At 73.1% G+C, this 12,032-nt stretch carries 11 protein-coding genes; all 11 read right to left on the bottom strand.

The features are described 5' to 3' along the window. Positions 1-424 precede the first annotated feature (424 nt). The 11 genes from tyrS to argC all read right to left on the bottom strand — a co-directional run bounded on the left by tyrS (position 425) and on the right by argC (position 11,990). Positions 425-1,687, bottom strand: a complete 1,263-nt coding sequence (tyrS, locus tag CTE05_RS15845; RefSeq protein WP_146847280.1) for a tyrosine--tRNA ligase — start codon at positions 1,685-1,687, stop codon at positions 425-427. Positions 1,688-1,766: 79 nt separating this feature from the next. Then, on the bottom strand, positions 1,767-2,468 hold the full coding sequence (locus CTE05_RS15850) for a DNA-3-methyladenine glycosylase (protein WP_246123696.1): 702 nt from the start codon (positions 2,466-2,468) through the stop codon (positions 1,767-1,769). 209 nt (positions 2,469-2,677) lie between these two features. After that, positions 2,678-3,244 (bottom strand): uridine kinase family protein, encoded by a 567-nt coding sequence (locus CTE05_RS15855; protein WP_146847281.1) that lies wholly within the window; start codon positions 3,242-3,244, stop codon positions 2,678-2,680. Next, positions 3,241-4,695 (bottom strand): argininosuccinate lyase, encoded by a 1,455-nt coding sequence (gene argH / locus CTE05_RS15860; RefSeq protein WP_146847282.1) that lies wholly within the window; start codon positions 4,693-4,695, stop codon positions 3,241-3,243. Before argH ends, CTE05_RS15855 begins: the two co-directional genes overlap by 4 nt. Beyond that, on the bottom strand, positions 4,688-5,926 hold the full coding sequence (locus tag CTE05_RS15865; protein ID WP_146847283.1) for an argininosuccinate synthase: 1,239 nt from the start codon (positions 5,924-5,926) through the stop codon (positions 4,688-4,690). The genes argH and CTE05_RS15865 overlap by 8 nt, the downstream gene beginning before the upstream one ends. 37 nt (positions 5,927-5,963) lie before the next feature. Further along, positions 5,964-6,476: an arginine repressor gene (locus CTE05_RS15870; protein WP_146847284.1), complete on the bottom strand. Its 513-nt coding sequence runs from the start codon at positions 6,474-6,476 to the stop codon at positions 5,964-5,966. Next, positions 6,473-7,405 (bottom strand): ornithine carbamoyltransferase, encoded by a 933-nt coding sequence (argF, locus tag CTE05_RS15875; RefSeq protein WP_146847285.1) that lies wholly within the window; start codon positions 7,403-7,405, stop codon positions 6,473-6,475. The genes CTE05_RS15870 and argF overlap by 4 nt, the downstream gene beginning before the upstream one ends. 58 nt (positions 7,406-7,463) lie before the next feature. After that, on the bottom strand, positions 7,464-8,756 hold the full coding sequence (locus tag CTE05_RS15880) for an acetylornithine transaminase (RefSeq protein WP_146847286.1): 1,293 nt from the start codon (positions 8,754-8,756) through the stop codon (positions 7,464-7,466). Continuing rightward, on the bottom strand, positions 8,753-9,727 hold the full coding sequence (gene argB, locus CTE05_RS15885) for an acetylglutamate kinase (protein ID WP_146847287.1): 975 nt from the start codon (positions 9,725-9,727) through the stop codon (positions 8,753-8,755). The genes CTE05_RS15880 and argB overlap by 4 nt, the downstream gene beginning before the upstream one ends. After that, entirely contained in the window at positions 9,724-10,929 is a 1,206-nt protein-coding gene (gene argJ, locus CTE05_RS15890) for a bifunctional glutamate N-acetyltransferase/amino-acid acetyltransferase ArgJ (protein WP_186814898.1), read from the bottom strand. Before argJ ends, argB begins: the two co-directional genes overlap by 4 nt. Continuing rightward, positions 10,926-11,990 (bottom strand): N-acetyl-gamma-glutamyl-phosphate reductase, encoded by a 1,065-nt coding sequence (gene argC, locus CTE05_RS15895; RefSeq protein WP_222595499.1) that lies wholly within the window; start codon positions 11,988-11,990, stop codon positions 10,926-10,928. Before argC ends, argJ begins: the two co-directional genes overlap by 4 nt. Between the last annotated feature and the right edge of the window lie 42 nt (positions 11,991-12,032).

The raw sequence follows: 12,032 nt of genomic DNA on the forward strand, positions 1-12,032 counted from the left end.
TCCTCGAGATCTTTCGATCTCATCCGAGAGGCTTTGTCGTTCTGAATCCTACCTGGCGTTCGGACCGCTTCCCGCCACCCGTTCGGGCGGCAGCTGCGGGCCGGAAGCCCGTCCCCGTCCGGTCTCAGGGCGCACGAAGCGCCTGTCAACACGATCGGGGGTGGCCACCCTAGGGACCAGCCACCGTGGTTCGATCCGCGGTGTCCGTTCCTCCCTGCCGGGCGACATCGAGAACATTACGCGCGTGTTGCGGCAGGTGGCAAATCCCGTCGCGGTGACCCCGGTCACCAGGCTGCCGAGACGGGTGAACCCGCAGGTCATGCGGCCGAGATGACGGCGGCGGGCCCCCGCCCCCGCGAGGGGGGTCGAGGACCCGCCGTGGTGCGGTGCGGCCGCGATCTACGCAGACCGCCCCAGAACCGGCTCAGGCCTGTGCGTCGACCACCGCGAGCGTGCGCTTGCCCCGCCGCAGCACCGCCCAGCGACCGTGCAGGAGGTCGTCGGCCGTGAGCACCGCGTCCTCGGCGGCGACCCGGACGTTGTTCACCGACGCGCCGCCCTCGGCGATCGCTCGTCGCGCCGCACCCTTGCTCGCCACCACACCCGTCGCCGCGAGCAGGTCCGCGATCGCGTCTCCCGCGGCACCCGGTGCGGACGGCAGCTCGGCGACCGCTGCCGCCAGCGTGGCCGCATCGAGCTCCGTCAGCGAGCCGCGGCCGAACAGCGCCTGGCTCGCTGCCACGACCAGCTCCGTGGCCGCCGCCCCGTGGACCAGGGACGTCACCTCGTAGGCGAGGGCGCGCTGCGCCTCCCGTGCCGCCGGCCTCTCGGCGACGGCCGTCTCCAGCTCGGCGATCTGCTCGCGCGTGCGGAAGCTGAACACCTTGAGGTACCGCACGACGTCGGCGTCGTCGGTGTTCAGCCAGAACTGGAAGAAGGCGTACGGCGTGGTCAGCTCGGGGTCGAGCCAGACGGTGCCGGACTCGGTCTTGCCGAACTTGGTGCCGTCGGCCTTGGTGATCAGCGGCGTCGTCAGCGCGTGCACGGCCACACCCTCGGCCTTGCGGATCAGCTCGACGCCCGAGAGCAGGTTCCCCCACTGGTCGCTGCCGCCGGTCTGCAGGGTGATCCCGTGCCGGCGGTACAGCTCGAGGTAGTCCATGCCCTGCAGGATCTGGTAGCTGAACTCGGTGAAGCTGATGCCGGCGTCGCTGTTGAGACGTCGAGCGACGGTGTCCTTGGCGAGCATGGTGCCGAGGCGGTAGTGCTTGCCGACGTCGCGCAGGAAGTCGATGGCCGACAGCGGGGCGGTCCAGTCCAGGTTGTTCACCATCGTCGCGGCGTTCGTTCCGTCGAACCGCAGCAGCGGCTCGATCTGCTTGCGGATGCGCTCCACCCAGACCGCGACGACGTCGCGCTCGTTGAGGGTGCGCTCCCCCGCCATCTTCGGGTCGCCGATCAGACCCGTCGCACCGCCGACGAGGCCGAACGGCGTGTGGCCGGCGTCCTGCAGGCGACGCACGGTGAGGATCTGGACGAGGTTGCCGATGTGCAGGCTGGGCGCGGTGGGGTCGAACCCGCAGTAGAGGGCGACGGGTCCGGCGGAGAGCGCGTCGCGGAGGGCGTCGAGGTCGGTGGTCTGGGCGATCAGCCCGCGCCACTCGAGCTCGTCGAGGATGTGGTTCACAGGGTCTCCAGGCAGTAGGCCGGTGAAGGACCGGCGGGTGGGGCGGTGAGCGAGGGCGTCCAGCCGGCGTCGTCGTCCCTCACGGGACGTCTACCGACGCCGGCGCGCGATACGCCGGGCGATACGCGGAGACCGTGCGCTCGTCCGTCAGCCAGTAGCGCCAGGGGAACCTGGTGCCCTCGCCGCCCGAGCCCGAGACCCCGACGCGGGGGCCGGTCTTGTGGGTCGGCTGGACCACGACCTGGTGGCGGTGCAGCACGATGTCACCGCCCGCCTCCGTGACGTCGGCGCCGTTGGCGCGCAGGTCCAGCCCGAGCGCGACCGCGAGCCGCGCGGGACCACGGGCGAGCTGACGCTCGGAGTCGACGACGCCGACGGCCTCCCGCCGCCGCCAGGCCAGGTCCTTGCCCTCGACGATCTCCCCGGCGCGCAGCAGGACGGCCGACGGGCTGCCGGTGGGCTCGGTGACGATGTTGAGGCAGTGGTGCAGGCCGAGGTGGCGGTACACGTACAGCCGGCCCGGCTCGGCGAACATCACCGCGTTGCGTGCCGTGCGGCCGCGGTACGCGTGGGAGCCCGGGTCGTCGGCACCGCCGTAGGCCTCGACCTCGGTGATCCGTAGCGTGACGTCACCCTCGGGCGAGCGCGCGGTGAGGTACGCGCCGAGCAGGTCGCGCGCGACCGCGTGCACGTCCCGGCTGAACCAGACCCGCGCCGGGACGGCCACGGGCGCGCGCCGACCGGCGGCATCCGGGGTCTCGAGCGGTTCCGTGGGGCTCACCCGAACATCTTGCCGCACGACTCGGCCGCGGCGATCCGGGTTTCCGGACTCGCGACGCCAGACGATCGACGGGGGAAGGACGAACAGGGGTCGACCCCGTCGGGACTGACGACACCCCTGAGGTCCGCGGCAGGAGGTGGACGGGTGGACCTCGCCCGAGGAGGACACGACCATGCTCGGAGGACGGATGGTGACGCGGGAGCGAGCGGCTACGGCGCGGGCCGGTCGGTGAGCAGGGCGCCGTACGCGTCGAGCCGGACGTCGGCGCGCTCGCGCGTGCGCTCGCGAGCGAAGTGCGCCGCCTCGTCGGCCATCCAGGTCAGCCAGTGCTCGCGGGCGTCGGACCCGTCGCGGGCGAGGCCGCGCGCGAGACGCAGGTCGGCGGGCGCCTCGACCCAGACGCGCAGCACCGCGACGGGGTCGACGGCTCGGCGGGCCGACCCGCACCCCTCCACCACGAGCAGCGCCGGTACCGGGACGTCGACCCACTCCTCGAACGTGCCCGAGTACCAGTCGTAGCGCTGGTACCGGCCGGGCGTCCCGCGGCGGAGCGGCTCCAGGACCTGGGCGGACAGGCGTGGCCACAGCGAACCCTCGAGGCCCGACCAGCCCTCGTAGAGGTCGTCGAGGTGCAGCACCGTCGCGCCGCGTGCACCGAGGGCGTCCGCGAGGGTCGTCTTGCCCGAGCCCGCCGGGCCGTCGACGGCGATGACGCGCACCCCACCGAGCCTCGGCGGCGCGGCGAGCGCGCGTTCGAGGAGGTCGTCGGCGATCACGACGCCCAGGTACGCAGCTCCGCCGCGCGGGACCGGGCACGCTCGAGCTGCTCCGCGACGCGTACCGGTGCCGTCCCGCCGTAGGCCGAGCGCGACGCGAGCGACCCCTCGACCGTCAGCACCGTGCGCACCTCGGGTGTCAGGTGCGGCGAGATGGCGGCGAGCTCGTCGTCGGTGAGGTCCCACAGCTCGATGGCCGGCTCGTGCTCCTCGCACGCCCGGACACAGGCGCCCGCGACCTCGTGCGCGACCCGGAACGGCACCCCGTTGCGGACCAGCCACTCGGCGATGTCCGTCGCCAGCGAGAAGCCCTGCGGCGCGAGCTCCGCCAGGCGGTCGGTGTCGAACTCGAGCGTCGCCACCATGCCCGCGAACGCCGGGAGCAGGACCGAGAGCTGGTCGACCTGGTCGAAGACGGGCTCCTTGTCCTCCTGGAGGTCACGGTTGTACGCGAGCGGGAGGCCCTTGAGCGTGGTCAGCAGCCCGGTCAGGTCACCGACGAGGCGGCCCGCCTTGCCGCGCGCCAGCTCGGCGACGTCCGGGTTCTTCTTCTGCGGCATGATGCTCGACCCCGTGGAGTAGGCGTCGTGCAGCCGGACGAAGCCGAACTCCTTGGTCGCCCAGAGGATGACCTCCTCGGCGAGCCGCGACACGTCGACCGCGAGCATGGCCGCGACGAAGGCGAACTCCGCGACGACGTCGCGCGACGCGGTGCCGTCGATCGAGTTCTCGACCGGTCCGTCGAACCCGAGCTCCGCGGCGACCGCGGCGGGGTCGAGACCCAGCGACGAGCCCGCCAGCGCCCCGGAGCCGTACGGCGAGCGGGCCGCGCGGGCGTCCCAGTCGACCCAGCGCTCGACGTCCCGCAGCAGCGGCCACGCGTGCGCGAGCAGGTGGTGCGCCAGCAGCACCGGCTGCGCGTGCTGGAGGTGGGTGCGGCCCGGCATCGGGGCCTCGCCTGCCCGTGCGGCCTGGTCGACGAGCGCGTCGACCACGTCGAGCACCAGCCGCGCGAGACCGCGCGACTCCTCGCGCAGGTACATGCGCACGAGCGTGGCGATCTGGTCGTTGCGCGAGCGTCCCGCCCGGAGCTTGCCGCCGAGGTCGGCACCCGCACGGTCGATCAGGCCGCGCTCCAGGGCGGTGTGCACGTCCTCGTCCTCGAGCACCGGCAGGAAGTCGCCGCTCGCGACGTCGGCCCGCAGGCGCTCCAGCGCGTCGACCATGCCGGTGAGCTCGTCGTCCGTGAGCAGGCCCGCACCGTGCAGGACGCGAGCGTGGGCGACCGACCCGGAGATGTCGTGCCCGGCGAGCCGCCAGTCGAAGTGCGTCGACTGGGACAGCGCCTGGAGCGCCTCCGACGGGCCGCCGGCGAACCGGCCGCCCCAGAGCGAGACGTTGCCCGCCGGCTGCACCGGGCCGGCGGACGACGGGGTGAGCTCGTCAGCCACCGATCCCGCCCTGCGAGCCGAGGTCGACGCCGTTGCCGAACCGCACGTCGCGCGCGGCGGCGAGCTTGGAGGACAGGCCGTAGATCTCGATGAACCCCTTGGCGGCCGACTGGTCGAACGAGTCGCCCGTGTCGTACGTCGCGAGGTTGAAGTCGTAGAGGCTCGCGTCCGAGCGGCGACCCGTGACGGTCGCCCGACCGCCGTGCAGGACGACGCGCACGTCCCCGGACACGTAGCGCTGGGTGTCGTCGACGAACACCTCGAGCGACTTCTTCAGCGGCGAGAACCACTGGCCGTCGTAGACCAGCTCGGTCCAGCGCTGCTCGACGCCCCGCTTGAACCGGGCCTGCTCGCGCTCGACGGTGACGTTCTCGAGCTCCTGGTGCGCGGCGATCAGCGCGATCGCGCCCGGCGCCTCGTAGACCTCGCGGGACTTGATGCCGACGAGGCGGTCCTCGACGATGTCGATCCGGCCGATGCCCTGGGCGCCCGCGCGGCGGTTCATCTCCTGGATCGCCTGCAGCGGGGTGACCGGGACGCCGTCGAGCGCGACCGGGACGCCGGCCTCGAACGTGATGATGACCTCGTCGGCGACCGGGGGGAACGTCGGGTCGTCGGTGTAGGTGTAGACGTCCTTCGTCGGACCGTTCCAGATGTCCTCGAGGAAGCCGGTCTCGACTGCGCGGCCCCAGACGTTCTGGTCGATCGAGAACGGGTTGTGCTTCGTGGTCTCGATGGGCAGGGCGTTGCGCGTCGCGAACTCGATGGCCTTGTCGCGGGTCAGGGCGAGGTCCCGGACGGGCGCCAGGCACGTCAGGTCGGGTGCGAGCGAGGTGATGCCGACCTCGAAGCGGACCTGGTCGTTGCCCTTGCCGGTGCAGCCGTGCGCGACGGTCGTCGCACCGAACTGGCGGGCCGCGCGGACCAGGTGCTTGACGATGACGGGACGGGACAGAGCGGAGACCAGCGGGTAGCGGTCCAGGTACAGCGCGTTCGCCTTGAGCGCGGGCATGCAGTACTCGGTCGCGAACTCGTCGCGGGCGTCCGCCACGTACGCCTCCACGGCGCCGCAGTCGAGGGCGCGCTGACGGATCACGTCGAGGTCCTCGCCGCCCTGGCCGACGTCGACCGCCACGGCGATCACCTCGGCGCCGGTGGCCTCGGTGATCCAGCCGATGCCCACGGAGGTGTCCAGGCCGCCGGAGTAGGCGAGGACGACGCGCTCAGTCATTGTTCTTCTCTCTTCGAGGTCGGGAGGGGTTCGGGCTTCAGTCTGACGGACGGGTCGCGAGGGCCAGGAACCGTGCCGCGAGCGCGACACCGGTCTCCCCCTCGCGCGCGATCACGAGCACGGTGTCGTCCCCGGCGATCGTGCCGAGCACGGCGGGCAGCACCGAGTGGTCGATGGCCGACGCGAGGAACTGGGCGGCCCCGGGCGGGGTGCGCAGGACGACGAGGTTGCCGGACGCCTCCGCGGTCACGAGCAGCTCCGCGCAGAGGCGGGCGAGACGGGCCGCGAGCATCTCCTCGTCGGGACCCGCCGCCGGCGTGCGCAGGCCGCCCTCGGCCGGGACGGCGTACGCGAGCGCGCCGGACGGGGTGCGGATCTTGACCGCGCGCAGCTCGACGAGGTCGCGCGAGAGCGTCGCCTGGGTGACGGTGACGCCCTCCGCGGTCAGCAGCTCGGCGAGCTGCTGCTGCGAGTGGACCGTGCCCCGGGTGAGCAGGGCGGTGACGAGCGCGTGCCGCGCGGCCTTGGTGTGCGGGACCGTGACGCTCATCGGCCCTCCACCAGCCACGACAGGAGCGCCTTCTGGGCGTGCAGGCGGTTCTCGGCCTCGTCCCAGACGACCGACTGCGGGCCGTCGAGCACCTCGGCGGTGATCTCCTTGCCACGGTAGGCGGGCAGGCAGTGCAGCACGAGGGCGTCCGGCGCCGCGAGCGCCATCGCCGCGGCGTCCACCCGGAACGGCACGAACGGCGTCTCCCGGTCGGCTGCCTCGGACTCCTGGCCCATCGAGACCCAGGTGTCGGTGGCGACGACGTCCGCTCCGGTGACGGCCTCGGCGATCGTGTGCACCACCGTGACCGAGCCGCCCGTCTGCGCCGCGATCGCCGTGGCGTCCGCGAGGATCCCCGCGTCCGGGAGGTAGCCGTCGGGCGTCCCGATGCGCACGTGCATCCCGGCCGTCGCACCGCCGAGCAGGTACGAGTGCGCCATGTTGTTGGCGCCGTCACCGACGTACGCCAGCGTCAGCCCGGCGAGCCCGGCGACTCCCCCGCGGTGCTGGGCGACGGTCACCAGGTCGGCGAGGATCTGGCACGGGTGGAAGCTGTCGGTGAGCGCGTTGACGACCGGGACGCCCGCGTGCGCGGCCATCTGCTCGAGCCGCTGCTGGGAGAACGTGCGCCACACGATCGCCGCGACCTGCCGGCCGAGGACCCGAGCGGTGTCCTCGATCGACTCGCGCTCACCGATGCGGGCCAGCTTCCCGTCGACGCTCAGCGGGAAGCCTCCGAGCTCCGCGATGCCGGCGGTGAACGAGACCTGCGTGCGCAGGGTCGGCTTGTCGAAGATGACGGCCACCGCGCGCGGGCCCGTCAGCGGCGTGCGGATGAACCGGTCGTCGCGGAACGCGAGCGCGAGCTCGAGGACCTCGAGCTGCTCGCGGGGGTTGAGGTCGTCGTCGCGCAGGAAGTGCCGGGTCATGACAGGTCACCGCCGACGAGGTCGCTGGAAGCACAGTCGTCGCGCAGGAGGTGCCGGGTCATGACAGGTCCTGCGGGACTGCGGCGAGGAACGCGACGAACTGGTCCGCCTGGTCCTGCGTGAGCACGAACGGGGGCGCGAGGCGGATGGTGCTCGGGGTGCACGGGTTCACGATGAACCCCGCCTCGAGCGCACGCGCCGCGACTGCGGCGGCGACGGGCGTGGTGAGCTCGATGCCGATGAGGAACCCCTCGCCGCGGACCTCCGCGACGAGCGGGTTGCCGGTTCCGGCCAGCCGGTCGCGCAGCGTGGCGCCGAGCGCGCTGACGTGGTGCAGGAGCCCGTCGCGCTCGATCACGGCGATCGTCGCGAGCCCGGCGGCCGACGCGACGGGGTTCCCGCCGAAGGTGGTGCCGTGCTGCCCGCGACCGAGCAGCGTCGCGGTCTGCTCGCCGTACGCGATGAGCGCGCCGACGGGGAAGCCGCCGCCGAGCCCCTTCGCCACCGTCACGGCGTCGGGCACGATGCCGCCGCCGACGTGCGGGAGCTGGTGGGCGAACCACGCGCCCGTCCGCCCCATGCCGGTCTGCACCTCGTCGAGGATCAGCAGGGCGCCGTGCTCCGCCGTGAGCGTGCGGGCGCGGGCCAGGTAGCCGGGCGAGAGCGGCCGGACGCCGGCCTCGCCCTGGATCGGCTCGACGAACAGTGCGGCGACCTGGTCGCCGTCGACCGCGAACGCGGCCTCGAGCGCGTCGGTGTCGCCGAACGGCACGAACTCGACGCCCGCGGGCAGCGGCTCGAACGGCTCGCGGTACGCCGCCTTGTGGGTGAGCGCGAGGGCGCCCATCGACCGGCCGTGGAACGAGCCCTCCAGCGCGAGGATCCGCGGCCGGTCGGTGCCGCCGTTGCGGCGGGCGAGCTTGAACGCGGCCTCGTTGGCCTCGGTGCCCGAGTTGGTGAGGAAGACCCGCGACCCCTCGGGGGCGCCGGCCAGGGCGAGCAGCCGCTCGGCGAACGCGATCTGGGTGGGGCTGCCGAAGAAGTTGGAGACGTGCCCGAGCGTGCCCAGCTGCGCGCTGATGGCCGCGGTCAGGGTCGGGTGCGCGTGACCGAGCGAGTTCACGGCGATCCCGCCGAGCAGGTCGAGGTAGCGGGTGCCGTCGGCGTCCCACACGTACGGACCCTCGCCGCGGACGAGCACCCGCTGCGGCGGACCGAACGTGTCCATCACGGCGTGGGTGTACCGGTCGGTCCACTGCGCCACGGAGCCGTCGGCGGCCAGCACCGGGAGGTTCGCGTCCGTGGCTTCCGGGGACCGGTGCCGGGCCCGTGCGTTCTCGAGCGCGGTCACAGGGTCACCTCGGGGTCGTGGGGGATCACGGGGATGGGAGCCGTGAAGGGGGCGTCGGCGGGCTCCTCGTCAGGCAGGACCATGGTGCCGATCCCGTCGGACGTGAAGACCTCGACCAGGATCGAGTGCGGGGCGCGTCCGTCGATGACGTGGGCGCGGCCGACGCCACCCTCGACGGCCCGCCAGCAGGCCTCCATCTTCGGGCGCATGCCGGCGTCGAGACCGGGGAGGAGCTCGGCGAGCGAGCTCGCGGAGATGCGGCGCACGAGCGAGCTCGTGTCGGGCCAGCTGGTGTAGAGGCCCTCGACGTCCGTCAGCACGATGAGCTTGCGGGCACCGAGGGCGACCGCGAGCGCGGCTGCGGCGGTGTCCGCGTTGACGTTGAGCACGGTGGTGGGGTCGTCGAGGTCGGGCGCGACGGTGGACACCACCGGGATGCGGCCGGCGTCGAGCAGGTCGAGCACCGCACCGGGGTTGACCTTGACGACGTCACCGACCTGACCGATGTCGACGCTGACGCCGTCCACCATCGCCCGGCGCCGGCGCGCCTGGAACAGCCCGCCGTCCTCGCCGGACAGGCCGACGGCGTGCGGCCCGTGCGCGTTGAGCAGCCCGACGAGCTCACGCGACACCTGGCCGGTGAGCACCATCCGCACGACGTCCATGGCCTCGGGCGTGGTGACGCGCAGGCCGCCGCGGAACTCCGACTCGATGCCGAGCCGGTCGAGCATGGCGTTGATCTGCGGTCCCCCGCCGTGCACGACGACGGGCTTGAGCCCGACCTGGCGCAGGAACACCATGTCCTGGGCGAACGCGCGCTTGAGGTCCTCGTCGATCATCGCGTTGCCGCCGTACTTCACGACGACGAGCGCGCCCGCGAACTTCTGCAGCCACGGCAGGGCCTCGATGAGGACCTCGGCCTTCTGGTCGGCGCGCAGGTCCGTGCGGGTGTTGAACGTGAAGTCGCTCATGTGGAGTACGCGCTGTTCTCGTGGACGTAGTCGTGCGTGAGGTCGTTGGTCCAGACGGTGACCACCTCGCCGCCCGCGTGCAGGTCGATGAGCACGTGCACCTCGCGGCTCGCCGCCAGGTCCACCTCGGACCGGGGCCGGAACGCTCCCCCGGCCTTGCACACCTGGACGCCGTTGATGGTGACGTCGAGCTGGTCGGGGTCGAAGGCGGCCACGCTCTCCGGCACGGTCCCGACCTGCGCGAGCACGCGGCCCCAGTTGGGGTCGTTGCCGAACATCGCGGCCTTGAACAGGTTGGAGCGGGTCACGGCCCGGGCGACCGCGAGCGCGGCGTCCTGCGTCTCGGCGCCCATGACGGTGACCGCGATGTCGTGCGTGGCGCCCTCCGCGTCGGCGACCAGCGCCCGGGCGAGCTCGCCGCAGACCTGGGTGAGCGCGGCGGTGAACCCCGCGGGGTCCGGGATCGCGCGGCTGGCGCCGGAGATCATCAGCGTCACCGTGTCGGAGGTCGACATGCAGCCGTCCGAGTCGACGCGGTCGAACGTCTCGGAGGTCGCGGTGCGCAGCGCCGCCGCCGCGGTCTCGGCGTCGACGACCGCGTCGGTCGTGATGACGCAGAGCATCGTGGCCAGCCCGGGCGCGAGCATCCCCGCGCCCTTGGCCATGCCCCCGACGGTCCACGCTCCCCGGTCGCCGTCGACGTGCAGGTGCGCGGTCTTCGGCACGGAGTCGGTCGTCATGATGGCGACGGCCGCGTCCGGGCCACCGTCGGGCGACAGCGCCTCGACCGCGACGTCGATCCCGGCCAGGAGCGTGTCGATGGGCAGGCGCTCCCCGATGAGCCCGGTCGAGCAGACCACCACGTCTCCTGCGGAGACCTCCAGGGCGGCGCCGACCTTCTCGGCGGTCACGTGCACGTCGAGGAAGCCCTCGGGGCCGGTGCACACGTTGGCGCCCCCGGAGTTGAGCACGACCGCGCTGACGACGCCGTCGGAGACGGCCTGACGCGACCAGACGACGGGTGCCCCGACGACCCTGTTCGTGGTGAACACCGCTGCGGCGGCCTGCGAGGGCCCGTCGTTGACGACGAGCGCGAGGTCCGGTCGACCGGACGACTTGAGGCCCGCGGTGATGCCGGAGGCGCGGAACCCGGCCGCCGCGGTGACACCGGGCGAGGGTAGGGCCGTGGTCTCGATGGTCACGGGGCGACTCCGTCCAGGGGAAGGCCGAGCGACTCGGGGAGGCCGAGCGCGAGGTTCAGGGACTGCAGGGCGCCACCGGCGGTGCCCTTGACCAGGTTGTCGATCGCGGTGACCGTCACGACGCGGCCCGCACGCTCGTCGACCGCGACCTGCACCAGCGCGGTGTTGGCGCCGAGCGTCGCCGCCGTGGTGGGCCAGTGCCCCTCGGGCAGGAGGTGCACGAACGGCTCGTCGGCGTAGGTCTGCTCCCAGGCGGCCCGGACGGCTGCCGGGTCGACGCCGGCGGCGAGGCGTGCGGTGGCGGTCGCGAGGATGCCGCGGGCCATCGGCACGAGCGTCGGGGTGAAGGAGATGGTCACATCTGCGGCGCCCGCGGACCGCAGGTTCTGCGCGATCTCCGGGATGTGCCGGTGGGTGCCGCCGACGGCGTACGGCTGGGCCGCGCCGAGCGCCTCGCTGGCGAGCAGGTGCGTCTTGAGGGACTTGCCCGCACCGGAGTAGCCGTTGGCGAGCACCGCCACGAGGTCGGTGGGCTCGATGAGCCCGGCAGCGATGCCCGGCTGCAGGCCGAGGGTGACGGCGGTGACGTTGCAGCCGGGGACGGCGATCCGTCGCGCGGCGGCGAGGGCCGCCCGCTGGCCGGTCGCGGTCCGCTCCCCCGGGTGCAGCAGCTCGGGGAGCCCGTACGGCCAGGTGCCCGCGTGGGCGCTGCCGTAGAACTCCTCCCAGTCGCCTGCGTCGGCGAGCCGGTGGTCGGCGCCGAGGTCGACGACGATCGCACCGTCCCCGCGCGCCTCGAGCTCGGCGGCGATGGCGCCGCTGGCACCGTGCGGCAGGGCGAGGACGACGACGTCGTGCCCGGCGAGCTCGTCGACCCCTGTCGGGGCGAGCACCCGGTCCGCGAGAGAGCGCAGGTGCGGCTGGTGGGCTCCGAGCAGCGTGCCGGCGTTGGAGTGGGCGGTGAGGGTCCCAATCTGCGCCTCGGGGTGCGCGAGCAGCACGCGGAGCATCTCGCCTCCGGCGTACCCGCTGGCACCCGCGACTGCGACCGTGAACGTCATATGCATGAACATACACAAGGCTGTACGAAGATACGAACGCGT

Origin of the sequence: Cellulomonas terrae (assembly GCF_007990265.1) — a bacterium.
Taxonomy (GTDB): Bacteria; Actinomycetota; Actinomycetes; order Actinomycetales; family Cellulomonadaceae; genus Cellulomonas; species Cellulomonas terrae.

Excerpts from the sequence above, each read along its gene's own strand:
- argB (WP_146847287.1), bottom strand. The coding sequence starts at position 9,727 with ATGAGCGACTTCACGTTCAACACCCGCACGGACCTGCGCGCCGACCAG.
- argF (WP_146847285.1), bottom strand. The coding sequence starts at position 7,405 with ATGACCCGGCACTTCCTGCGCGACGACGACCTCAACCCCCGCGAGCAG.
- CTE05_RS15865 (WP_146847283.1), bottom strand. The coding sequence starts at position 5,926 with ATGACTGAGCGCGTCGTCCTCGCCTACTCCGGCGGCCTGGACACCTCC.
- CTE05_RS15870 (WP_146847284.1), bottom strand. The coding sequence starts at position 6,476 with ATGAGCGTCACGGTCCCGCACACCAAGGCCGCGCGGCACGCGCTCGTC.
- argC (WP_222595499.1), bottom strand. The coding sequence starts at position 11,990 with ATGACGTTCACGGTCGCAGTCGCGGGTGCCAGCGGGTACGCCGGAGGC.